Genomic DNA, 23,169 nt, shown 5'->3' on the forward strand with positions numbered 1-23,169 from the left:
CACTCCGCAAGACATGGAAGACTGGGACGAGCCCCATTGGAGCGGCAGGCCGCAGGCCAAGCCCGATACGCGGCCGAAGCTGAAGCCCAATCTGTTCGCCCGGCTGGCGCGCTTTTCGGTGCGCCATGCGCCAGCCGTGCTGACGCTTTTGACACTGTTGTGCGTGGCATCGGCGTCCATTGCGGCGTTGAAGCTGCGCGTTGATCCCTCGCGCTCGCCTATAATCGCACTGGACGAGCGGACAGCGGCGGCGGAGGCGGCGCTCGATCAGGCCTTTCCCGGCATCGACCATACTTTCGTGGCGCGAATTGATTTGAATGACGGGGCGTCTGCCAAAACAGCGGCTGCGGAAGCCGCCATCCGGCTAAGTGAGCGCACCGATCTGTTCCGCTCTGCCTTCGTGCCGGAACAGGGGGCATTCTACGAAAATTATGGCCTGCTGTTTCAGCCGCGTGAGCAGATCGAGGCGCGCGTGGCGCAGGCCGTGCAAATGCAGCCGCTGCTGCATGCGCTGGGACAGGCCCCCGACGTGCCGGGACTGGCAGCCCTTGTCACGGTAATCGCTGAAGCCATTGCCGATGGCCACCCGCCCCCAGGGCTCGCACCGTTGCTGGATGCTGCGGCGGCCTCCGTCGAGTCCAATGTCGCGGGATCGCCCGCGCGGCTGAACTGGAAGGCGCTTGCCGGGCTTGATGTGCCGTCCGCAAGCCCCGTGTGGTTCGTGATTGCAACGCCAATCGACGGCAAGACGAAGGAAGCTGCGGGTTTTGCGCAAAGCGTGCTGCCGGATTCCAAGTCTGTGGATTGGTCGTTTCCGGCGGGGGCACAGCCGCAGCCCGGTGATTTCGTCCGTGATTTGATTGTTCCCGCGCTCGTCGCGGCGCTGCTGGTGCTGACCGTGCTCGGCATGGGGCTTGGCTCGCTGCGGCTTGCCGCGGCGGTGGGCCTTTCAGTGGCGGCGTCGCTGATCCTGTGCGCCGCCGCGGCCTGCCTGTTCAAGGCGGGGCTTGATGCGGTGAGCTGGTCTTTCGCGGCGGCCTGCCTTGCGCCGTCGCTGCTGTTTTCCATCCTGATGAGCGTGGCCTATCAGCAGGCGCGGCTGAAGGGCGGGCAGCCGCAAGCTTCGGTGATGCTGGCGGCGCAGCGCAAAGGCCCGTTGCTCTCGGTGCTGGCGCTGATCGCCTCAGTGTTCTGGCTGGTGTGGCTGCCCCGGCAGTTGCCATCGGTCGCGGATACGGCGCTGATCGCCATCATCGGCGTGATCGTGGCATTGCTGGTGAGCCTCATCGCGCTGCCGGCCCTGCTGGTGAACCTCGAGCGGCGGCGGCTTTATGCCAACCACTGGCTGGACCTCGCGGCGGACACTCCCGCCGGTACAACGCTTCTCAACCTGCGGCAGGTGTTTGCCCTGCTGGTGATAGCGGCCAGCGTGTTTTCGGTGATCTTTCTGCCGGGTTTGAGGTTCGGCGATCCGCCTGCGGGATCGCATATCGCCGACTTGCCGGAAGCCCCGGCGACGCGCGATGCCGTGCATTTCGTGGTGAACTCGCAAGGCGAGGCGGAAGACCTCGCCAGCCGTTTGGCGCTGCTGCCGCAAACCGGCGCGCTGCTCTGGGCCTCGCAATTCCTGCCGCAGGATGTGCAGCCGAAGCTGACTGCGCTGCACCAGTTGAGCGGCCTGTTCGATCAGGGTCCGGTGCCGCGCGAGGAGCCGGACGCCACGGCGCTTGCCTCGGCCTTTACCGATCTTGAAACCGCCTTGCGTGCGATCGCAGGGTCTTCCGCGCCCGAGGATTTGCGAAGTGCGGCCGCACGCCTGCGCAGCGCCTTCGCGGCCTTTACGGCAGAGCCAACGCCGCCCTCGCAGAGGATCGCGGAGTTGAATGACGCGCTGTTTGGCGGCCTTGAAGATATGTCGGCGGCTGGGCGCAAGCTGGGTGCGCTGCAGGCGCCGGCGCTGGGTGCGCTCGATCCCGGGCTGCTGCGCCGCTTCATTTCGCAGGACGGAAAGTGGCAGATCGAGGCGGTGGCGAAGCCGGGAATCAACCGTCTCGCTTTCGCGGCGGCGATGCGGCGCGTCGACTCCGAGGCGGCGGGGCCTCCCATCGTCGCACTGGCGCGCAGCGAAATCCTCCACCATGAAACGGTGCTGGCGCTGGGCATGGCGCTGGCCGTAGCGGCGCTCATCGCGCTCGCCTATCTCCGCCGCCGTGCGCGGGCCTGGATCGCCACGCTGGTTCCGGTCGGGTGCCTGATGACCCTGTCCGCCGCCATCCTGTCGGCCACCGGGCAGACGGTGATTTCCTCCGGTCTCGCTGCCGCGGTGACCGCCATATCGGCCTGCCTGTCGGCCTCACTGATCCTCGTGGATTTTGAAGCGGAGGAGCCGGGCGCGGCGATCCGCGCTGCCGTTCTGCCCGTGCTGGCGCTTCTGGGCGCGGTTGCGCCGTTGAGCATTTCCAGCAGCCCCGCCGTCTCAGCTTTCGGACTGATTTCCATGCTGTTCCTCGCCCTGTCCATCATTCTGCCGCTGCTGCTGGTGCCGCAGATCATGGCCTGGACGGGGGCGCGAAAGCCTGTCTGACGCTGCGCCACTGGACCGGCGACAAGGCCAAATCCCGATGCTAGGGTTGTCCGTCAACGCGGGCAACCGCCGGAACAGGGAGTGGAACCAGATGAAAATGAATACGAAAGCCTGGCTCGCCGGGTCGACGATGTTGATGATGGCGGCCACCGGCGCATTCGCCGAAACGGTCTTGAACCGCGGTAACTCCGCCGATCCTGAATCCCTCGATCCGCACAAGACTTCGACCGTCTATGAAGCCAATATCCTGCGCGACATTTTCGTTGGTCTGATGACGCAGGATGCCAAGGCGGATGTGATCCCCGGTGCAGCGGAAAGCTACACCGTGTCACCCGACGGCAAGACCTATACGTTCAAGCTGAGGGCGGATGGCAAATGGTCCGACGGCTCGCCCGTGACGGCCAATGATTTCGTGTTCTCCTGGCGGCGTCTGGTCGACCCCGCCACCGCGGCGGAATACGCCTATATGCTGGCGCCCGTCGTCAATGCCGAAGACATTACCGCCGGCAAGAAGAAGCTGGAGGAACTGGGTGTCAAGGCTGTGGACGATCACACCTTTGAAGTGCAGCTCTACGCGCCAACGCCTTACTTCCTTGAGATGCTCACCCATCAGGCGACTTATGCGGTGAGCGAAGCCAATGTGAAGGCCAAGGGCGCAGATTTCACCAAGCCCGGCAATCTCGTCTCAAATGGCGCTTACACGCTCACCGAGTTTGTGCCCAATGACCACATCAAGCTGGTGAAGAATGCCAATTTCTATGACGCAGGAACCGTGAAGATCGACACCGTGAACTATCTGCCCACGGAAGACCGGTCCACCGCCATCAAGCGTTTCGAGGCGGGCGAGATCGACATGAATGATGACATGCCGCTTGAGCAGCTTCCCGATCTCCGCGCCAAGTTCGGCGACCAGATCAAGATCGGGCCCTATCTCGGCACTTATTACTATGTGTTCAAGATTCCGAAGCAGCCGTGGGGAGACGTGAAGCTGCGGCAGGCGATTTCAGAAGCCATCGACCGCGATTATCTGGCGGAGAAGGTGTGGAACAATTCCATGATCCCGGCCTATTCCTTCGTGCCGCCGGGCATCAAGGGCTATGAAACGCGGGTGACCGACTATGCCGAGAAGTCACAGTTTGACCGCGAGGATGACGCCAAGAAGGCGCTGGCGGAGCTGGGCTATGGCCCCGATCATCCGCTGAAAATGGAAATCCACTACAACACGTCGGAAAACCACAAGAACACGGCGGTGGCCATCCAGGAGCAGCTGAAGCCGCTTGGTGTTGAAGTGTCGCTCGTCAACACCGACACCAAGACGCATTACGGCATGCTGGAACAGCACGGCGATTTCGACATCGCGCGGGCCGGCTGGATCGCCGACTACAAGGACCCCGAGAACTTCCTGGCGCTGTGCAAGACCGGAACCGGCAACAACTATGCGCAATATTCCGACAAGGACTTTGATGCGCTGATGGCCAAGGCCGCCGCTGCGGCGACGCCCGAAGATCGCATGAAGAGCCTCTCGGATGCCGAAGCCATCGGCGTGGCGCGCGATCTCTGCGTGGTGCCGCTGCTTTATTACAGCTATCACGATGTCGTCTCCTCGAAGCTGAAGGGCTGGGAACCGAACGTGATGGACGTTCATCCCTCGCGCTTCCTGAGCAAGGAATAATCCGCAGACGGACGAAGGCCGCTCCGCCATCTCGGCGGAGCGTCCCGGGTTCGACGGAGGATCCATGCTGCGCTACGTGCTGAAGCGGCTTTTGACCGCCATCCCGACGATGTTCGTGATCATCACGATCTCGTTCTTCCTCATGCGGCTGGCGCCGGGCGGGCCATTCAATCTCGAAAAGGGGCTGAACCCTGTCATCAAGGCCAACCTTGAGCGCCAATATCATCTCGATGATACGTTATTGCAGCAGTATTTGCGCTATCTGGGTGGTCTGCTGCATGGCGATTTTGGGCCGACCTATACGTCGCCCGATTTCACAGTGGCCGAAAAATTCGCGGCGGCGCTGCCTTTTTCTATCCAACTCGGCAGTATCGCGCTGCTGCTGGCGCTGGTGCTTGGCACTGTATTAGGCATCATCGCGGCGCTGTTCCAGAACCGCAGCGCCGATTATGCGGTGATTGCCACGGCGACGGCGGGATCGACCATTCCCACCTTCGTGATCGCGCCGCTTTTCCAGCTTTTCTTCGCACTCACGCTCAAATGGCTGCCGGTGGGCGGCTGGGGTGACGGCGCGCTGGTGAACAAGATCGGCCCCATCGTCACCTTGATGCTGCCGCAACTGGCCATCGTGGCGCGCCTGATGCGTGGCTCGATGATCGAGGCATTGAGGGCGCATCATATCCGCACGGCGCGGGCGCTTGGGCTTTCGGATTTCTCCGTCATCGTGCGCCATGCGCTGAGAGGCGCGCTGCTGCCGATCATTTCCTATGCGGGGCCCGCTGCCGCGGCTCTTCTGACCGGATCGATCATCGTCGAAACGATCTTCGCCATTCCCGGCATCGGCCGCGAATTCGTGCTGGGGGCGTTGAACCGTGATTATACGGTGGTGATGGGCACAGTGGTGCTGATCGCCGTGTTCACCATCCTGTTCAATCTCATCGTCGATATTCTCTATGGCGTCGTCGATCCCCGGGTGCGCTATGACTGACGCCTTGCCCGCCGCTGTCGCCGGACGCTCGCTGTGGGCCGATGCGTGGAACCGCCTCAAGGCCAATCGCGCGGCGATGATCAGCCTCTACTACATCGCCGCCATGGCGATCATATGCATCTTAGGGCCATGGTTTACCCCGCATGATTTCTCGACCATCTATCAGGACTATAACCGGGTGCCGCCGAGCTTCTCCTCCTACCCGAAGGCGGAGGGCATCGACCTCGCGGTGAAGGATGCGGTCAGGCGCGCGAGGCTCGATCTCGTGGGTTGGGAGGATAAGGACGGCAAGATCTTCATCACCGTTTCCTCCGCCAAGCCCATTGACGAGCGGGTGACACGCTATATCGACCGCTCGGATGCGTTCGAAAATACTGTGGTGACGGAAAAGTCCGCCGATGGCCTGAAGCTCACCATGAGCACGGACCTGAAACGCATGTATTTCTTCTTTGGCACCGACAATTCCGGCCGCGATCTCCTGACCCGCACGCTGATCGCCGGCCGCGTGTCGCTGGCCATCGGCCTTCTGGCGGGGCTGGTGGCCGGCATCATCGGCGTGGTCTATGGCGCGACAGCGGGCTTCGCGGGCGGCAAGACCGACGAGATCATGATGCGCATTGTGGACATTCTCTATTCACTGCCCTTCATCTTCTTCGTCATCATGCTGGTGGTGTTTTTCGGGCGGAACTTCATCTTGATGTTCCTCGCCGTGGGCGCGGTACTGTGGCTGGACATGAGCCGCATCGTGCGCGGACAGGCGCTGTCGCTGAAGCGGCAGGAATTCGTGCAGGCGGCGGAGGCGCTGGGCGTCTCGCGCGCCGGCATCCTGTTCCGCCATATCGTGCCGAACCTGCTGGGGCCGGTCGTCATTTACATGACGCTGCTGGTGCCGCAGGTGATCATCCTCGAGAGCTTCCTCTCCTATCTTGGCCTTGGCGTGCAGGAACCGATGGCGAGTTGGGGCGTGCTGATCGCGCAGGGTGCGAACAATATTCCCTATGCCAACTGGCTTCTGGCCTTTCCGGCCTTCTTCCTGATCTCGACGCTGTTCGCGCTGAACTTCATCGGCGACGGCTTGCGCGACGCACTCGATCCCAAGGACCGCTGAACATGGCTGACAGGGTTCTGGACATCGAGAACGTGAAGGTGCGGTTCCACACGCTGGACGGTGATGTGGAGGCGGTGAAAGGCGTGAGCCTGCACGTGAATTCGGGCGAGACGGTCGCCATCGTTGGCGAATCCGGCTCGGGCAAGAGCCAGCTGATGATGGCTACCATGGGGCTTCTGGCCTCTAATGGCGAAGCGTCGGGCACGGCGAGCTATCGCGGCGTGAACCTCATCGGCCTGCCGAAGTGGAAACTCAATACCATTCGGGGGCGGAAGATCACCATGATCTTCCAGGAGCCGATGACCTCGCTTGATCCGCTCTACACGATCGGCAGCCAGTTGATGGAGCCGATCATGCAGCACCAGAAGCTCGCGGCTGAGCAGGCGCGGAACCGGGCCATCGAGATGCTGAAGCTCGTCCGCATTCCCGATCCGGTGCGGCGCATGGATTCCTATCCGCATGAAATGTCTGGCGGCCAGCGGCAGCGGGTGATGATTGCCATGGCGCTCGCCAATGATCCGGACCTGTTGATCGCCGACGAACCGACGACGGCGCTCGATGTGACCATTCAGGCGGAAATACTCGAATTGATGGCCTCGCTCCAGCACAGGCTGGGCATGGGCATGGTGTTCATCACCCATGACCTCAACATCGTGAAGCGCATCGCCCACCGCGTGGTGGTGATGCGCCATGGCGAGGTGGTGGAGCAGGGCGAGACGCAGGCGATCTTCGCAAATCCGCAGCATCCCTGCACCAAGTCGCTTCTGGAGGCCGAGCCCACCGGCACCAAGTTACCTCCGCCAGCCTCAGCGCCGCGGATTCTCGATGCCACCGACATGCGGGTGACGTTCAAGTTCGGCGGCGGGTTTCTCTCCGGCCCGGCGATTGAGCTTCATGCGGTGGACCGTGTGTCGCTGTCGCTGAAGCGCGGGCAGACCATCGGCATCGTCGGGGAGTCGGGATCTGGCAAGTCCACGCTGGCGCGCGCCATCCTGCGTCTGGTGCCGAGCGAGGGGGCGATCTTCTTTGCGGGCCGCAATATCGCGGGGCTCGACCGCGAGGCGATGCGGCCGCTCCGGCGTGAATTGCAGGTGGTGCTACAGGATCCGTTCGGATCGCTCAGCCCGCGCATGACGGCGGGGCAGATCGTGACGGAAGGCTTGATGGTTCATGAGCCTTCGATCTCCAGCCGACAGCGAGACGCGCGCGCCGTGCAGGCATTCGAGGAAGTGGGCCTCGATCCGAAACTGCGCAACCGCTATCCCCATGAGTTCTCGGGCGGGCAGCGGCAGCGCATCGCCATTGCCCGCGCCATCATCCTGAAGCCCAAGGTGGTGGTGCTGGACGAGCCGACTTCGGCGCTGGACCGGCAGGTGCAGAAGCAGATCGTTGAACTGCTGCGCGGGCTTCAGAATACATATGACCTCAGCTATCTCTTCATCAGCCACGATCTTGCCGTGGTGCGCGCCATGGCGGATCATATCCTTGTCATGAAAGACGGGCGGCTGGTGGAGCAAGGCAGCCCCGATGAAGTGATGGACCATCCGCGCGAAGATTATACCAGACGCCTGATGGCCGCGGCCTTCGCGGCGTGAAGCTAAATATCAAAAGGCTCGATGTTGGCGAATGCGGCGCGGAGGGCTTTTGACCATTCTGATGAAAGCATCTTGAAATAAGGATCGTCGAGGCCGATGCGCTTCATGTGCTCGAAGCGGAGCGTGCCCGCCTCATAGGTGAGCATGTCGATAGGGAGCCCCACGCTCAGATTTGAGCGTAGCGTCGAAGTCGAAGGAGAGCAGCACCATCTTGGCGGCGTCGCCCAGCTTCATCTCGTTGCGCGCCACCCGGTCGAGAATGGGTTTTCCGTATTTGTGTTCGCCGATCTGGAAGAACGGCGTATCAGGCGTCGCCTCGATGAAGTTGCCGGCCGAATAGATCTGGAACAGGCGCGGCGGCTCCTTGCCGATCTGGCCGGCGAAAATGAAGCTTGCGGCAAAGGCATCACTGCCGACCGACAGCGATTCACCATCGACCTTCTTGACCTCGCGGATGGCCTTGCCGACGATACGCGCCGCCTGGAACATCGTCTTCACAGTGAACAGGCTTTCTACGCCCTTGCGTTTGATCTGCGTGCCTTCGCTGAGCAGGCTGACGACGGCTTGCGTGATGGCGAGATTTCCCGCCGTGAGCAGCACGAACACCCGCTCGCCTTGCTTGGCCCAGGTGTGCAGTTTCTTGAATTTCCCTACGTTGTCGACGCCGGCATTGGTGCGCGTATCCGCCGCCATCACCAGTCCTTCGTCGAGCAGCATGCCCACGCAATATGTCATTCCTGTCCCCGGGGAATCATCGCGTTGTTATTGTTGGGCGAATTCGACCCGGACTTCAACCGTCATGCGTTCGCTGTCGCCACCCCGGCGGCTGCCGCGAATGGGCGTAATGTTGGCGGCGTCGATGCCGCCGGCCACGCGCACATATTGGTCTGTGGGCGACTTGCCATTCGCCGGATCGAAGCCGACCCAGCCGAGTTCCGGCACCAGCGCCTCCGCCCAGGCGTGGGCGGCGGTTGAGGAAGCTCCCTGTCCGGTCACCAGATAGCCCGTCACATAGCGGGCGGGGATGCCGAGGTGGCGGGCCGCGCCCACGAAGATATGCGCGTGGTCCTGGCAAACGCCACGCCCGTCCGCGAAGGCTTCCGCCGCCGTGGTGTAGGCATGGGTGGCGCCAATCTCATAGGCAACCCGGTTGTGAACGTCGGTCATCAGGCGGTGGAGCCGCTCCAGCACATCACCAGGTCCCAACTTGTCTGCCATGGCACGAATGCCGCTGCTGGGAGCGGTGGCCAGAGTCTGGCGGAGGAACACGTTGTCGGGCGCGGGGCAGGCGAGTCCCTGGACGACGCCATGCTTGTCGATGCAGTCAATAATGCCGCTGGCGGTGATGGTGACGGGACCGGAAATGTTCTGATAGGTCACCAGATGCACGCAGTTGCCGAAGCCATCAAGATAGGTGAGTGCATGCTCCATGCCCGGCGCTTCGATCGACCACGAGATCACCTGCTGGGCGCCGAAGCTCAGCGGCGTGAGGTAGAGCCGCTGCACCGCATAGCTCAGTTCCGAACCGTAATCGTAGTGGGTAGCGTGGAGGACAGAAAGGCGCATCGGTATCACGGAAAATTATAGGTGCTGCCGATGACGCGCGACAGCTTGTTGTTGGAGGCCATGAAATCTTGCAGGAATTCGTGCAGGCCGGACTGGAAAATCTGCTCCATGCTGGCGGATTTCAAATTGCTGTAGGTCTCTTGCGCCAGTTCGTGGCACTCGTATTTCTTGCCATAGAGATTGGCGAGGCCTTCGAGCGCCATGTTCACCCAATACGCCGAGAACACGAGCGAGCGCGGCATTTCCTCCTTGAGAATCAGAAATTCCGATACTAGCCATGGCCGATAGCGGCTGTCGCGGTAAAACCAGCGATAGGCGCGATGTGCAGATACCGAGCGCAGGATTTGCGCCCATTGCTGCATGTCCAGTTCGCTGCCGACATCGCCTGGTCTCGGCAGAAGGATGAAATATTTGACATCAAGAATGCGGGCCGTGTTGTCGGCTCGTTCGATGAAATTACCGAGCTGGCTGAAATAATAAGTGTCATTACGCAACATGGTGCCGAGCAAGGCGCCGCGGAAGGCCATGGTGCGCTGCCGGATCCATTCGAGAAATTCCGGCAGGCGTTCCGCAGTGATACTGGCGGGTTTCACCTGCGCAAGCTGGTTCCAAGTCGCGTTGATGGTTTCCCACACATCGCGCGTCAATGCAGTGCGCACGGCGCGGCCATTGTTACGCGCCGTCCTCAGGCAGGCCTTGACGCTTGATGGATTGCTTTCATCGAACAAAAGAAAATCGATGACGCGCGCAGAATTGGGTTCGGGATGTTTCAGGTCGAACGCCAACGCACAATCGGCCGAGGTCAGCGTGGAGCGCCATTCATCGCGGTGGCCCTCGACAGCGCCGGGCATGAGCGAAATGCGGTAGCCGACCTCGAGCAGGCGCGCCATGTTCTCCGCCCGCTCGACATAGCGCGACATCCAGTAAAGCGATGAAGCGGTGCGGCCGAGCATCAGTCCTCCAGCACCCAGGTGTCTTTAGTGCCGCCGCCTTGGCTGGAATTGACCACCAGCGATCCTTTCTTCAGCGCCACGCGCGTCAGGCCGCCGGGGGTGATGCGCACCTGGTCGCTCGACAGCACGAAGGGGCGGAGATCGACATGGCGTGGCGCAACGCCTGATTTCGTGAAGGTGGGAACGGCAGACAGTGACAGTGTGGGCTGAGCGATATAGTTGCGGGGGCGGGCTTTCAGCTTGGCACGAAAGGCTTCGATTTCGCGCCGCGAGGAGGTGGGACCCACCAGCATGCCGTAGCCGCCAGAGCCATGGACTTCCTTCACGACGAGTTCCGGCAGATGGTCCAGCACATAGGCCAAGTCTTGCTGGTCAGCGCAGCGCCAGGTCGGCACATTGCGGAGCAGTGGCTTCTCGCCGGTGTAAAATTCGATCACCTCGGGCATGTAGGTATAGATCGCCTTGTCATCGGCGATGCCGGTGCCCGGCGCGTTGACGAGAGTCACGCGGCCAGCGCGGTAGAGATCGAAGATGCCGGGTACGCCCAGCGCCGAGTCCGGCCGGAAGGCGAGGGGATCGAGGTAGGCATCATCGATGCGGCGATAGACGACATCCACGCGCTTCGGCTCCTGCGTAGTGCGCATGTAGAGATAGCCGTCCGACACGAAAAGGTCGCCGCCTTCGCAGAGCTCCACGCCCATTTCGTCGGCGAGAAAGGCGTGCTCGAAGAATGCCGAATTGTGGATGCCCGGCGTGAGGATGACGATGGTGGGTTCACTCTTGCAGGCGGGCGGCGCCACTTTTTCCAGCGTCTTGCGCAATGTGGCGGGATAGTTCTCGACCGGCGCGATCCGGTGCTGCGCGAAGAGTTCCGGGAAGAGATACATCATCGCCTCCCGGTCCTCGAGCATGTAGGAGACGCCGGAGGGGGTGCGGCAATTGTCCTCCAGTACGTAGAAATCGCCTTCACCTACCCGCACGATGTCGATGCCGATGATATGCGAATAGATGCCGAGTGCCGGGTCGACGCCAATCATCTCCGGTACAAAGGCATCGTTCTGGATGATGATGTCGGCCGGCACACGTCCGGCGCGGAGGATTTCCTGCCGGTGATAGATGTCGTGCAGGAAGGCGTTGATGGCGCGCACCCGCTGGTCAATTCCCGCCGAAAGCTTCCGCCATTCCGATGCTGCGAAGATGCGTGGAATGATGTCGAATGGGATCAGCCGTTCGGCAGCTTCACCATCGCCATAGACCGCGAAAGTGATGCCCTGGCGGCGGAAAATCGCCTCCGCCTCGCGCACGGCGCGCTCGACATCCTTCCGGCCAAGTTGCTTCAGCCACTGTTCCACCTGGCCATAGGGTTCGCGCGTTACCCCTGCGCTGCCCATCATCTCGTTGAAGATCGTACCCATTCAACCCCGATTAGTGCGATGCAGTATGGGCGCAATTCCAAAAGGCTGGCAAGGGGAACATGCCCTTGAAACCGGCGCTGCTTAAAAATGCGCCAATCCGCTGGAATCCGCGCCAGCTTGCGGAAATGCCCCTAAACTGGCAAAAGAAGCCCATGTGCTTTCACATGACAGCATCGGGATCGATCCTGCCTCTCTGGTCGCGCACGGCCTATGACGAGGTAATGCTGCATTGCGCCCGGGTGGGTTTCAAGCCCTAGGCGCGTTTCCTGCCGCGATTGAACGGGCCCCGTGGGCCAATCCGTTTTCGTTGTCTGGAGATCATCATGAATACACACGCCAAGAACATCAATATCGCCGAAGTCGTGGCGAACGACATCGCACATCATTTTCATCCGTTCACGGATCACAAGGCTTTCCACGCCGCGGGCGGACCCCGGGTGATGACGCAGGCTGACGGTGTGTGGATATGGGACGCCAACGGCAACAAAATGCTCGACGGCATGGCGGGTCTTTGGTGCGTGAATGTGGGCTATGGCCGCAAGGAACTGGCGGAAGCCGCCTACCAGCAGATGCTGGACCTTCCCTATTACAACACCTTCTTCAAGACGACGACAGTGCCGACGACCGATCTGGCGGCGAAGATTTCGTCAGTGATGCCGAAGCGCTTCCAGCACATTTTCTTCACCAATTCCGGCTCTGAATCGAACGACACCATCGTGCGTTTCGTCAGGCATTACTGGAAGCTGAAGGGCAAGCCCTATCGCCAGCATTTCATCGCCCGCACGCGCGGCTACCACGGCTCCACCATGGTGGCGGCCAATCTAGGTGGCTTCCAGGGCATGCATGAGCAGGGCGGCACGCGCTTCCCGGGCTTTCATCATGTGCAGCAGCCCTACTGGTATGATTTCGGCGGCGACAAGACGCCGGAGGAATTCGGCCTTGAAGCGGCGGCGGATGTGGAAAAGAAAATCCTCGAAGTAGGCCCTGAGAATGTCGCGGCCTTCATCGGCGAGCCGATCCAGGGGGCGGCGGGCGTTCTCATTCCGCCCTCCACCTATTGGCCGGAAGTGCAGCGCATCTGTCGCAAATATGGCGTGCTGCTGATTTCCGATGAAGTGATCTGCGGCTTCGGCCGCACCGGCAACTGGTGGGGTTTCCAGAGCCTGGGATTCGAGCCGGACATTGTGCCGATGGCGAAGGGGTTGTCCTCGGGCTACCAGCCGATTGGCGCGGTGGCTTTTTCGGAGGCGATCATCAAGGAGTTTTTCGATCTGGGCGGCGAGTTCTATCACGGCATGACTTATGCGGGCCATCCGGTGGCGGCCGCCGTAGCGCTGCGCAACATCGAGATCATCCAGCGCGAGAAGCTGGTTGAGAAGACACGCGAGATCGGCCCCTATTTCGCCGATGCATTGGCGAGTTTGCGCGATCATCCGATTGTCGGCGAGACGCGCTCCATGGGGCTGATCGGCGCCATCGAGCTGTCGAGCAACAAGGCAAAGCGCATCCGCTTCAAGGATTCCGGCCGCGTCGGCACCATGTGCCGCGACCATTGCTTCAAGAATGGCCTCATCATGCGCGCCTGCTGGGATACGATGGTGCTGTCGCCGCCGCTCGTCATCTCGAAGAAGGAAATCGACGAACTGGTGCGCCTCGCCCGCGTGGCGCTGGATGCCACCTACAGGGATGTGAAGGCCGAAATGGCCTGACGCAAAGAGGGTTGAATGCCGGGCTGTAATTGTTACAGTCCGGTAACCTACATAAAATCAAGAACTGAGGGAGACGTGAATGACCGACTATATGCCGAAATACCGGCCAACGCGCCGCAAGCTTCTGCAATCGGCGGGCGCTTTTGCGGTGGGCGTCACCTTCCTGCCGCGGTTTTCGCTGTCGGCGGAGGAAAAGAAGCTCAACCTCTATAACTGGGATACTTACATCGGCGAGAACACCTTGGCCGATTTCCAGACCGCGACGGGCATTGAAACCAAGCTCGATCTTTATGCCGACAATTCCGAGCTGTTCGCCAAGCTGAAGTCCGGCAATCCCGGTTATGACGTGATCGTACCGTCAGACTCGTGGATTGAGCGCATGGTGGGCGCCAACATGCTGATGCCCATAGACCACTCCAAAATTCCCAACATGGCGAACATCGATCCCCGCTTCGCCGACGCCGCCTTCGACAAGGGCCGGAAATACACCATTCCCTACATGTGGGGCACTATCGGCATCGGCTATCGCAAGAGCAAGGTGAAGGCGCCGCCGGATAGCTGGAGATATGTGTATGAGGCTGATGATTACGCGGGCCGCATTTCGCTTCTGGGCGACGCGCGCAACGTGATCGGCACGGCGCTCATGTATCTTGGCAAGTCGATGAACAGCACCGATCCGGCGGAAATCAAGCAGGCGGAAGATCTCATCATCGCCCACAAGAAGAATGTGAAGGTGTTTGCCGACGACAACGGGCAGGATCTGCTGGCTTCCGGTGAAGTAGACCTCGCACAGGAATGGAACGGTGACATTCTGCAGGTGATGGGCGAGGACAAGGATCTCGATTATTCCGTGCCCAAGGAGGGCTCGCTGTTGTGGCAGGACACCATGGCGATCCCCAATGGTGCGCCTCACCCCGAGAACGCCCACGCCTTCCTGAACTTCATCCTTGATGCCAAGGAAGGCGCTGACATCGCCAAGTTCATCAACTATGCCACTGCCAATCTCGCGGCGCGCAAGGAGCTGGGCGACGATTATAACAAGAATCCCATCATCTTCCCGCCGGATGAGATCATCGCCAAGTGCCAGTCCCAGGTCTATATCGGCGAAGACGGCCAGAAACTTTACGAAGACGCCTGGACGCGTATTCAGGCGGCGTGATGCACGATACAAAAGCCCGGGTTCATCGCCCGGGCTTTTTCACTTCGGGGGAATAATTGGAAAGCTGGCGCAACAACAGGTTTCTGTTTGGTTTGCTGTCTTTGCCCGGCACGTTCTGGGTGGTGGCATTTTTCCTCGTGCCGCTCAGCGTGCTGTGGGTCTACAGCTTCGGCGAGAAGCAGGGCATCACCGATATCGCCATCACTTGGACGCTGCAGAACTATGCCCGCGTCTTCAATTCCGTCTATCTCGAGATCATGTGGAAGTCGCTGTGGATCAGCGCACTGGCCACCTTCTTCTGCCTGATCTTCGCTTACCCCATCGCCTTTGCCATCAGCTTCGCCAATGACCGCTGGAAGCCTCTGCTCCTGCTCATCACCATCCTGCCGTTCTGGATCAACCTGCTGATCCGCACCTATGCCTTGATGGCAGTGTTCCGCACCAATGGCTATGTGAACAAGGTGCTGGGCTGGATATGGGACGGCGTGGACTATCTGTTTGGCGGCACGCATCCCTTCGTGTCGTTCGAGCTTCTCTACAACAATGGCGCGGTGATCGCGGGCCTCGTCTATGTCTATCTGCCCTTCATGGTACTGCCGCTCTACGCGACCGTGGAGCGGCTGGACAAATCCTATCTCGAAGCCAGCCTTGACCTTGGCGCCTCGCAAATCCGTACGCTGTTCGCGGTCACCGTGCCGCTCACCATGCCGGGTATCGTGTCGGGCATTATGCTGGTGTTCATTCCCTGCCTCGGCTCTTTCCTTACACCGGCCCTTCTGGGCGGCGCCAATGCCATCATGATCGGCAACGTAATCGAGGACCAGTTCAAGTCAGCCAATGACTGGCCCTTCGGCGCGGCGCTTTCCTTCATGCTGATCTATGCCACCTTTGGACTCCTAGCGCTGCGCTGGCTCATCACCGCCAACAGCAAGGGCGTGGAGATGTAGGAATGGTGCTGTTCAACCGCGCACCACAGGGACCGCTCGAATATGGCCGCAGGCTATGGCTGAAGGCGCTGCTGTTCTTCACCTTTTTCTTTCTCTATGCGCCGATCGTGGTTCTGATCGCTTTCAGCTTCAACGATTCCAAGCGCAACACCACATGGCAGGGCTTAACCACCAAATATTATGGCGTGGCGTGGAACAATCCCGACCTGATCCAGGCCTTCACCAATTCGCTGATCATCGCCTTCGTGCAGACGATCTTCGCAACGGTGATTGGCGCCATGGTGGGGCTGCTGCTGTGGCGCTTCCGTTTTCCCGGCAAGACCGGATATGAAGGCGTGATGATGCTGCCGATCGTCATCCCCGAGATCAGCATGGGCGTGGCGCTGATGGCCTTTTTCTTCAAGATCGGCTGGCTTACGTCTGACGTGAGCTGGCCTTTCAATCTGGGGCCAATCATCGTTGCGCATATCGCCTTCTCGTTCCCCTTCGTGGCTGTTGTGGTGCGCTCCCGCATGGTGGGCTTCAACATGCAACTTGAGGAAGCCTCGCGCGACTTGGGTGCCAATCTCTGGCAGACATTCTGGAAGGTGATCTTCCCCTTCATGAAGCCGGGCCTGATCGCCGGGGCGCTGCTGGCCTTCACGCTGTCGCTCGATGATTTCGTCATCACCTATTTCTCGTCGGGGCCGGGCTCTGTGACTTTCCCTGTCAAGGTCTATTCCCTCGTGCGGCGCGGGGTGACGCCCGATATCAACGCTGCGTCCACTGTCCTGATCCTGATCACTGTTATCGCCACCATCATCGCCATGAAGCTGCAGGCGCAGCCCAAGGCCTCCAAGGGTTGAGCATGTCCGATGCCATCATTTCCATCCGTAATGTCTCGAAGAAATTTCCCGGCGGCGTCACCGCCGTAGATGATGTGTCCTTCGACATCGCGCAGAACGAATTCTTCGCGTTGCTGGGGCCTTCGGGCTGCGGCAAGACTACGCTGCTGCGCATGATCTCCGGCCTTGAAATGCCCACCGGCGGGCAGATCATCATCGACGGGCAGGACATGGCGCACACGCCGCCCAACAAGCGGCCCACCAACATGGTGTTCCAGTCCTACGCGGTGTTTCCGCACATGACGGTGGAAGACAATGTGGCCTATGGCCTACGCGTGACCGGCGTTGCTGCGGATGAAACTAAGCGGCGCGTGGCAGAGGCTCTCGAGATGGTGAAGCTGCCGCATCTCGCCAAGCGAAAGCCCGACCAGATGTCCGGCGGGCAGCGGCAGCGCGTGGCGCTGGCCCGCGCGCTGGTGAAGCGCCCGAAGGTGTTGCTGCTCGATGAACCGCTGTCGGCTCTCGATGCAAAGCTGCGCGAGGACATGCGCATGGAACTGACGCGCTTGCAGGAAACGGTGGGCATCACCTTCATCATCGTGACGCATGACCAGGATGAGGCGCTCTCCATGGCCAGCCGCATCGCCGTCATGGACAAGGGCGCGGTGCAGCAGATCGCCACGCCTGCCGAGCTTTACGAGCAGCCGAAAAACCGTTTCGTGGCGGATTTCATCGGCAAGGTGAATCTCATCGATGCCAAGGTTCTGCAATCGAAAGGCAAGTCGATCATTTGCGGCACCAAGGCGCTGGGCAAGGTGGAACTGCCGGCCGAAGCCGCGGCGGGAAGCGATGTTTCCATCGCGGTGCGGCCCGAGAAGCTGAAAATCAGCAAGGCCGAGCCCAAGGGCACAACACTCATCAAGGTTCCCGGCACGGTGCGCGATGTTGCCTACTATGGTGACACCAGTCATCTCGTCGTCGAGGCGGCGGACGGGTTGAACCTGCAGGTGAATGTGCAGAACGACTCGCGCGGGCAGGGGGCCGGTGTGGAGCGCGGTCAGGCACTCTGGGTGCATTGGCAGCCGCAAGATTCGATTATCCTCACGGAGTAGGCGATGTCGCTTGAAATGAAGAACATGAATGGCGTGCCGGGCGACGGCGCGTTCCGTCGTGCGGAGCTCAGAGGCACGCAATGGGAGCCGACCTATGCGGGCGCGCTCTCCTTCATGCGGCGCAAATACAGCCGCGACCTGAAAGGCGTGGACATTGCCGTGACGGGCGTTCCCTTCGACCAGGCGGTGTCGCACCGCTCAGGCACGCGCATGGGTCCGGAAGGCATCCGCAAGGCCTCTGCCGAAAATGCCTGGGGCCCGTTCTGGCCATGGAATTTCGATCCCTTCGATACGCTCGCCGTGGTCGATTACGGCGACTGCTTCTTTGACTGGGGCCGCAAGGAAAATTTCCCCGAGACGCTGGAAAGCCATGCCACGGAGATTATCTCTACCGGCACCGAAATGGTGACGCTGGGCGGCGACCATTACATCACCTATCCGCTGCTCAAGGCGCATGCGAAGCGCCATGGGCCTTTGTCACTCGTTCATTTCGATGCCCACCGCGATGTCGAGCCCGATGACGGCGGCCGCATCGATCACGGCACCATGTTCAGCTATGCGGTGCGCGAGGGGCTGATCGATCCGAAGAAGTCCGTGCAGATCGGCATCCGCACCGTGTTCACCGGCGAACGCACTTTCGGCTTCCGGATCATTAATGCCGATGAGGTGCATGACTCGAACGCCGCTGATGTAGCGAAGATCATCCAGCGCGTGGTGGGCAAGAACAAGGCCTATCTCACCTTCGACATCGACTGCCTCGATCCTTCCGTGGCGCCCGGCACGGGAACGCCGATCCCCGGCGGCCTCACCTATCATCAGGCGGCCTCGATCATCCGCAAGCTGGGGGATGTGAACTTCGTCGCGATGGATCTCGTGGAAGTGTCCCCGCCCTACGACCACGCCGAAATTACCTCCCTCGCCGCTGCCTCGCTCATCATGGAATATCTGTGCCTCCGCGCCGCGCAGCGGGGAGCAAAAGGATTTGATATTCCAGAGTAGGGAAGCGGCATGGCGCGTGCCCGGCAGTTTTTTACCTGGACCGTGGGAAGCGTTTTCGTCACCGTGATCGCCTATGGCGGCGCAGCACTCGCGTCAGCCTTCTTTTTCGTAGAGGCAGGCGGGCAAGCCATCGATCCGGGCGAGCCGGAGATCATGGTGTGCGCAAACGCTGTGCATGCCGATCTGCTGTTGCCGTTGCATGATCCCCTGATCGACTGGAACCAGGTGCTTCCCGGCGCAATCCCCGAGAACATGCCGGCAGATGGAATGATCGCCTTCGGGTGGGGCGATCTCGTGCTGTTCCGTGACGTGCCTGAATGGAGCGATCTGAGTGCTCCCGTAGCCGTTGCCGCCATTGCTGGCCGGCATGAGACGGCGTTGCGGGTGGCTGTCACCGGGCCGCGCCCCGTTGCGGAGGGTTGCGAGCCGGTGCATGCAAGCAAGGACGCGCGCGGTAAACTCATCGCCTATATCCTTGCAACACTGAAGCGCGCGCCGGATGGCAGGCCTGTGCGGCTCGGAATTGTGCCGGGCGCCCGCCTTTATGCGGCCGCGGGGCGGTACAGCCCGTTTCACACCTGCAATCAATGGGTGGCGAACGGCCTTGCGGCGGCGGATTTGCCACATGCGCGGTTTGCGCCCTTCAGCTTTGGCGTGCTCTGGCCCATGGAGAAGCAGGCTTTGGCAGATCTCCGATAGCCTATTTCGCGTTCAACACCTTGTCCTTCGCGCGCACGGCGTAGCCGGACTGTTTCGGCCAGTCTGAATAATTTCCGTCCGGCATCAGGTGGCGCTGCGCATGGACGGGCCAGTTGGGGTCATCAAGCGCTTGCCGGGCGAGAGCGATAAGATCCGCCTCGCCGTTTGCGAGAATGGCCTCGGCCTGTTGGGGCGTGTTGATGAGGCCCACGGCGGCGGTGGGAATGTCAGCGCCTTTGCGGATCGCCGCCGCGAAGGGCACCTGATACAAGGGGCCGATCTGCACCTTGGCGCCATCAAAGCCGCCGCTGGTGCAATGGATCAGGTCATAGCCCAGCGCCTTCAGCTTCTTCGCGTAGACGATGCTGTCTTCCACCGTGGTGCCGCCGTCGATCCAGTCGATGATCGAGACGCGGGCGATGAGCGGCTTGTCCTTCGGCCACGCCTCGCGGAGTGCTGCCGCCACTTCGAGCGGGAAGCGCATGCGATTCTCAAGTCTGCCGCCATACTGATCGGTGCGCTGGTTGGCGACCGGAGAGAGAAACTGGTTCAGCAGATAGCCATGCGCCGAGTGAAGCTCGACCAGATCGAATCCGGCTCTCAGTGCGCGATGCGCGGCCTCCGCAAAGGCGTCGCGGATCGCCGCCATGCCTTGGGCATCGAGGGCTGTCGGCATTTTTGAGGCTGGAGAATGAGGAAGGGCGCTGGGCGCTACGGGCGTCCATTCCTCGAAGGCGAGGGAGATCCTCTCTTCAGGCGTTTCGTCGAATTTGCCGCGCCATGGCAGCGGCGTTGAAGCCTTGCGGCCGGCATGAGCAAGCTGGATGCCGGCATGGCTTCCATTGGCGTGCAGCAACTCTGTGATGCGCTTCAAGGGGGCGATCTGTTCATCGCTCCAGAGCCCGAGATCGGCGTAGGAGATGCGGCCTTCCGCCGTGACACCCGTCGCTTCAGCGATCACCAGTGAAAAGCCGCCCAGCGCGAAGCGGCCCAGATGCACGAGATGCCAGTCATTGGCGAAGCCGTGCCGCGCTGAATACTGGCACATCGGAGCCACCACGGCGCGGTTCTTGAGCGTGATGTTGCCGAGTTTGAAAGGCTGGAAAAGAAGAGGCGTTGTCACGAGAGGGCGTCCCTTACTCTGTAATACAACATGGCGGCCACCAGCATGGGGGTGCGGATGGGGCCGCCGGGGAAGGGCAGGTGTTTGATGCGGGCCAGGAGATCGAAACGCTCGGCGGTGCCGCGGATGGCCTCTGCCATCAACTTTCCATAGAGGCCGGCCAACGCCACACCCTGACCCGAATAGCCGTGGGCGTAATATGTGGTGGGCGACAACCGCCCACAATCCGGAATGCGGTTGGCGGTGATGGCGATGAAGCCGCCCCACGCATAGGCGATCTGTGCGTCGCGCAATTGCGGGAACACCGCCGTCATGCGCGGGCGCATGTATGCGCCAAGGTTGGGCGGCTCAAGCGTAGAATAGCTGGCCCTGCCGCCAAACAGCATGCGCGTATCCTTGGTGAGGCGGAAATAGTCGACGATGAAATTGGTGTTCGCCACCGCCTCATTGTCGCGGATCAGCGCCCGGGCACGGTTCTCGCCCAAGGGTTCGGTGGCAATAATGTAACTGCCAACCGGCATCACCTTGCCCAAGAGCGTGGGCACCGTGCGGCCCAGATAGGCATTGCCCGCGATGACCATGAATTTGGCTTTCACAGTGCCCTTGGCCGTGGTGGCGGATGGCGTGGAGCCAGTCTCGACCGACAGGACGCGCGAGCCTTCATGGATGACGGCGCCTGCCTCAATTGCCGCGCGGGCGAGGCCCAGACAATAGTTGAGCGGATGAAAATGCCCCGCTCCGCCTTCGCGCAGCGCGCCATGATAGAGGCGGGTGCCAAGCTTGTCTTCCAACTCCTGCTTCGTGAGGATGCTGGTGTCGGTATAGCCGAGCGCGTCGTATTCCTCTTTCCAGTCCACGAGCTCCTTCATCTGGTGCGGTTTGGGGATCGCGTGCAAATATCCCCATTGCAGATCGCAATCGATCTTGTGATCCGTGATGCGGTTCACGATGAGCTGCTTCGACTCCTGCGCGAGATCGAAGCATTTCCGGGCATCGGCCTTGCCAAGCTGTGCGGCGATCTTGGCCTGTCCGGAGGAAAACCCGGTGCAGATTTGCCCGCCGTTGCGGCCCGATGCGCCATGGCCCACGCGCTCCGCTTCCAGCACCACCACGCGGTAGCCCGCTTTGGCCAGTTCCAGTGCGGCGGAAAGGCCGGTGAAGCCCGCGCCGATCACGCACACATCCGTGGAAACATCCCCCGCAAGGGGCGGGTGGGCCGGGAAAGGGGTGGCTGTGGCCTGGTAGTAGGACGTGGCGTCAATCGATTTCGGCATGATGGGACAAGGGTTTAGCGGCCCCCCTTTTGCAAGGTCAAGCGCCCGCGCTAAGGTGGGAATGTTCAACAACCAACCAGGGTGTCATGTCGCAATCACGATTTGAGGAATGGATCAGCGAGCACAAGATCAGCGAGGTGGAGTGCCTCGTGGCCGATATGTCGGGCACGGCGCGCGGCAAGATCCTTCCGCCAAAGAAATTTCTCAAAGGCAACCGCTCGCGCGGGCTTCGCATTCCGGAAGAGGTCTTCACCCTCACCATCAATGGCCGCTACACCTATGATACGCGCGCGGTGAGCGACAGCGCCATCGACATCTACATGCAGCCCGATGTGGAAACCATCCGCTATGTGCCATGGTATCAGGAGCCGACGGCGCAGGTGATCTGCGATGCCTTTCACTTGAACGATGAACCCGTCGATATTTCACCGCGCCATGTGCTGAAGCGGGTGCTGCAGCTTTATAAGGACAAGGGCTGGCGGCCCGTGGTGGCGCCCGAGCTTGAATTCTATCTCGTCAAGCGTAACCCCGATGCCGATTATCCGCTGGAGGCCGCCGTGGGCCGTTCAGGCCGCAAGGAACCGGGCGGGCAGGCCTATGGCATCGACGCCGCCAATGATTTCGACCCCATCGTGGAAGACATTTATGATTATTGCGAAGCGCAGGAGCTGGATGTCGATACGCTGAGCCACGAGTCTGGCCCCGCGCAGCTAGAAATCAACTTCAATCATGGCGATCCGCTGGACCTCGCCGACCAGGTGTTCCTGTTCAAGCGCACGGTGCGGCAGGCGGCGCTGAAGCATGACATGTATGCCACCTTCATGGCGAAGCCGCATGAGAACGAGCCGGGTTCTTCCATGCACATTCACCAGTCGGTGATGGATGCGAAGACGGGCAGGAACATTTTTGCGGGGCGCGACGGCAAGCCCTCCAAGCTGTTTCTCAATCACATCGGCGGGCTGCAGCGTTATCTCGCGGCAGGCCTGCCGCTGATGGCGCCGAACGTCAATTCCTATCGCCGCCTGGTGCCGGAATCCGATGCGCCGACCAATGTGCATTGGGCGATCGACAATCGCACGGTGTCGCTCCGCGTACCTTCGTCCGATCCGTCGAATTTGCGAGTGGAGAACCGGGTGCCAGGGGCTGATTCAAATCCCTATCTGGCTTTCGCGGCGTCTCTCGCCTGCGGCTATCTCGGCATGATCGAGCGCAGCAAGCCGTCGGAACCGGTGGAAGGTTCTGCTTATCGCTATGCCCACACGCTGCCGATCAGCCTTGATGAAGCGTTGGACAAGCTCAACTACACCAAGCCTCTGAAGCAGGTGCTGGGCGAGAAATTCGTCGAGGCCTATGGCGATGTGAAGTTTCAGGAGATGCAGCATTTCCGCAAAGTCATCAGCTCATGGGAGCGGGAGTATCTGCTGCTCAATGTGTGATGGAGA

The 23,169-nt window shown here is 61.0% G+C and carries 19 protein-coding genes and 1 pseudogene; 14 read left to right on the forward strand and 6 right to left on the reverse strand.

Annotated features, from left to right (window positions below):
• The first annotated feature begins 13 nt into the window (after positions 1-13).
• From QM694_RS00265 to QM694_RS00285, 5 genes are all read left to right on the forward strand, one after another.
• A complete protein-coding gene (locus QM694_RS00265) occupies positions 14-2,584 on the forward strand; it encodes a hypothetical protein (protein WP_415004955.1) in 2,571 nt (856 codons plus the stop codon).
• A gap of 91 nt (positions 2,585-2,675) precedes the next feature.
• On the forward strand, positions 2,676-4,256 hold the full coding sequence (locus QM694_RS00270) for a peptide ABC transporter substrate-binding protein (RefSeq protein WP_415004956.1): 1,581 nt from the start codon (positions 2,676-2,678) through the stop codon (positions 4,254-4,256).
• A gap of 64 nt (positions 4,257-4,320) precedes the next feature.
• On the forward strand, positions 4,321-5,244 hold the full coding sequence (locus tag QM694_RS00275; RefSeq protein WP_415004957.1) for an ABC transporter permease subunit: 924 nt from the start codon (positions 4,321-4,323) through the stop codon (positions 5,242-5,244).
• A complete protein-coding gene (locus QM694_RS00280; protein WP_415004958.1) occupies positions 5,237-6,352 on the forward strand; it encodes an ABC transporter permease in 1,116 nt (371 codons plus the stop codon). The genes QM694_RS00275 and QM694_RS00280 overlap by 8 nt, the downstream gene beginning before the upstream one ends.
• 2 nt (positions 6,353-6,354) lie before the next feature.
• Positions 6,355-7,947 carry an ABC transporter ATP-binding protein gene (locus QM694_RS00285; protein WP_415004959.1) on the forward strand — a complete coding sequence of 531 codons (1,593 nt, stop codon included), beginning with the start codon at positions 6,355-6,357 and terminating at the stop codon, positions 7,945-7,947.
• 2 nt (positions 7,948-7,949) lie between these two features.
• Here the strand turns inward: QM694_RS00285 and QM694_RS00290 are convergent.
• The 4 genes and pseudogenes from QM694_RS00290 to QM694_RS00305 form a co-directional block, all read right to left on the reverse strand.
• A pseudogene (locus QM694_RS00290) lies at positions 7,950-8,682 on the reverse strand (peptidase).
• Positions 8,683-8,709: 27 nt separating this feature from the next.
• The gene (locus QM694_RS00295; protein WP_415004960.1) at positions 8,710-9,513 is read right to left on the reverse strand and encodes a transglutaminase family protein; all 804 of its coding nucleotides are present in this window, start codon (positions 9,511-9,513) and stop codon (positions 8,710-8,712) included.
• 5 nt (positions 9,514-9,518) lie between these two features.
• Positions 9,519-10,466 (reverse strand): alpha-E domain-containing protein, encoded by a 948-nt coding sequence (locus QM694_RS00300; RefSeq protein ID WP_415004961.1) that lies wholly within the window; start codon positions 10,464-10,466, stop codon positions 9,519-9,521.
• A complete protein-coding gene (locus QM694_RS00305; RefSeq protein WP_415004962.1) occupies positions 10,466-11,881 on the reverse strand; it encodes a circularly permuted type 2 ATP-grasp protein in 1,416 nt (471 codons plus the stop codon). Before QM694_RS00305 ends, QM694_RS00300 begins: the two co-directional genes overlap by 1 nt.
• A 59-nt stretch (positions 11,882-11,940) precedes the next feature.
• On the opposite strand from QM694_RS00305, the gene QM694_RS00310 reads away from it, so the two are divergent.
• The 8 genes from QM694_RS00310 to QM694_RS00345 all read left to right on the forward strand — a co-directional run bounded on the left by QM694_RS00310 (position 11,941) and on the right by QM694_RS00345 (position 19,330).
• Positions 11,941-12,138, forward strand: a complete 198-nt coding sequence (locus tag QM694_RS00310) for a hypothetical protein (protein WP_415004963.1) — start codon at positions 11,941-11,943, stop codon at positions 12,136-12,138.
• A 66-nt stretch (positions 12,139-12,204) separates the two neighbouring features.
• Positions 12,205-13,590: an aspartate aminotransferase family protein gene (locus QM694_RS00315; protein ID WP_415004964.1), complete on the forward strand. Its 1,386-nt coding sequence runs from the start codon at positions 12,205-12,207 to the stop codon at positions 13,588-13,590.
• A 79-nt stretch (positions 13,591-13,669) separates the two neighbouring features.
• Positions 13,670-14,749, forward strand: coding sequence for an ABC transporter substrate-binding protein (locus QM694_RS00320; protein WP_415004965.1), 1,080 nt, complete (start codon positions 13,670-13,672; stop codon positions 14,747-14,749).
• Between the two features lie 56 nt (positions 14,750-14,805).
• Positions 14,806-15,696, forward strand: coding sequence for an ABC transporter permease (locus QM694_RS00325; RefSeq protein WP_415004966.1), 891 nt, complete (start codon positions 14,806-14,808; stop codon positions 15,694-15,696).
• Positions 15,697-15,698: 2 nt separating this feature from the next.
• Complete coding sequence (locus QM694_RS00330; protein ID WP_415004967.1) at positions 15,699-16,541, forward strand: ABC transporter permease; 843 nt, start codon at positions 15,699-15,701, stop codon at positions 16,539-16,541.
• Between the two features lie 2 nt (positions 16,542-16,543).
• The gene (locus QM694_RS00335; RefSeq protein WP_415004968.1) at positions 16,544-17,632 is read left to right on the forward strand and encodes an ABC transporter ATP-binding protein; all 1,089 of its coding nucleotides are present in this window, start codon (positions 16,544-16,546) and stop codon (positions 17,630-17,632) included.
• A 3-nt stretch (positions 17,633-17,635) separates the two neighbouring features.
• The gene (gene speB, locus QM694_RS00340) at positions 17,636-18,631 is read left to right on the forward strand and encodes an agmatinase (protein ID WP_415004969.1); all 996 of its coding nucleotides are present in this window, start codon (positions 17,636-17,638) and stop codon (positions 18,629-18,631) included.
• A 9-nt stretch (positions 18,632-18,640) separates the two neighbouring features.
• On the forward strand, positions 18,641-19,330 hold the full coding sequence (locus QM694_RS00345) for a DUF2459 domain-containing protein (protein WP_415004970.1): 690 nt from the start codon (positions 18,641-18,643) through the stop codon (positions 19,328-19,330).
• Position 19,331: 1 nt separating this feature from the next.
• On the opposite strand, the gene QM694_RS00350 is transcribed toward QM694_RS00345, so the two are convergent.
• Complete coding sequence (locus QM694_RS00350) at positions 19,332-20,453, reverse strand: NADH:flavin oxidoreductase/NADH oxidase (protein ID WP_415004971.1); 1,122 nt, start codon at positions 20,451-20,453, stop codon at positions 19,332-19,334.
• Positions 20,450-21,727 carry an NAD(P)/FAD-dependent oxidoreductase gene (locus QM694_RS00355; protein ID WP_415004972.1) on the reverse strand — a complete coding sequence of 426 codons (1,278 nt, stop codon included), beginning with the start codon at positions 21,725-21,727 and terminating at the stop codon, positions 20,450-20,452. Before QM694_RS00355 ends, QM694_RS00350 begins: the two co-directional genes overlap by 4 nt.
• Before the next feature lie 86 nt (positions 21,728-21,813).
• On the opposite strand from QM694_RS00355, the gene QM694_RS00360 reads away from it, so the two are divergent.
• Entirely contained in the window at positions 21,814-23,163 is a 1,350-nt protein-coding gene (locus QM694_RS00360; protein ID WP_415004973.1) for a glutamine synthetase family protein, read from the forward strand.
• The last annotated feature ends 6 nt before the right edge of the window (positions 23,164-23,169 follow it).

This window comes from Aestuariivirga sp. (assembly GCF_047602625.1).
GTDB lineage: Bacteria > Pseudomonadota > Alphaproteobacteria > Rhizobiales > Aestuariivirgaceae > Aestuariivirga.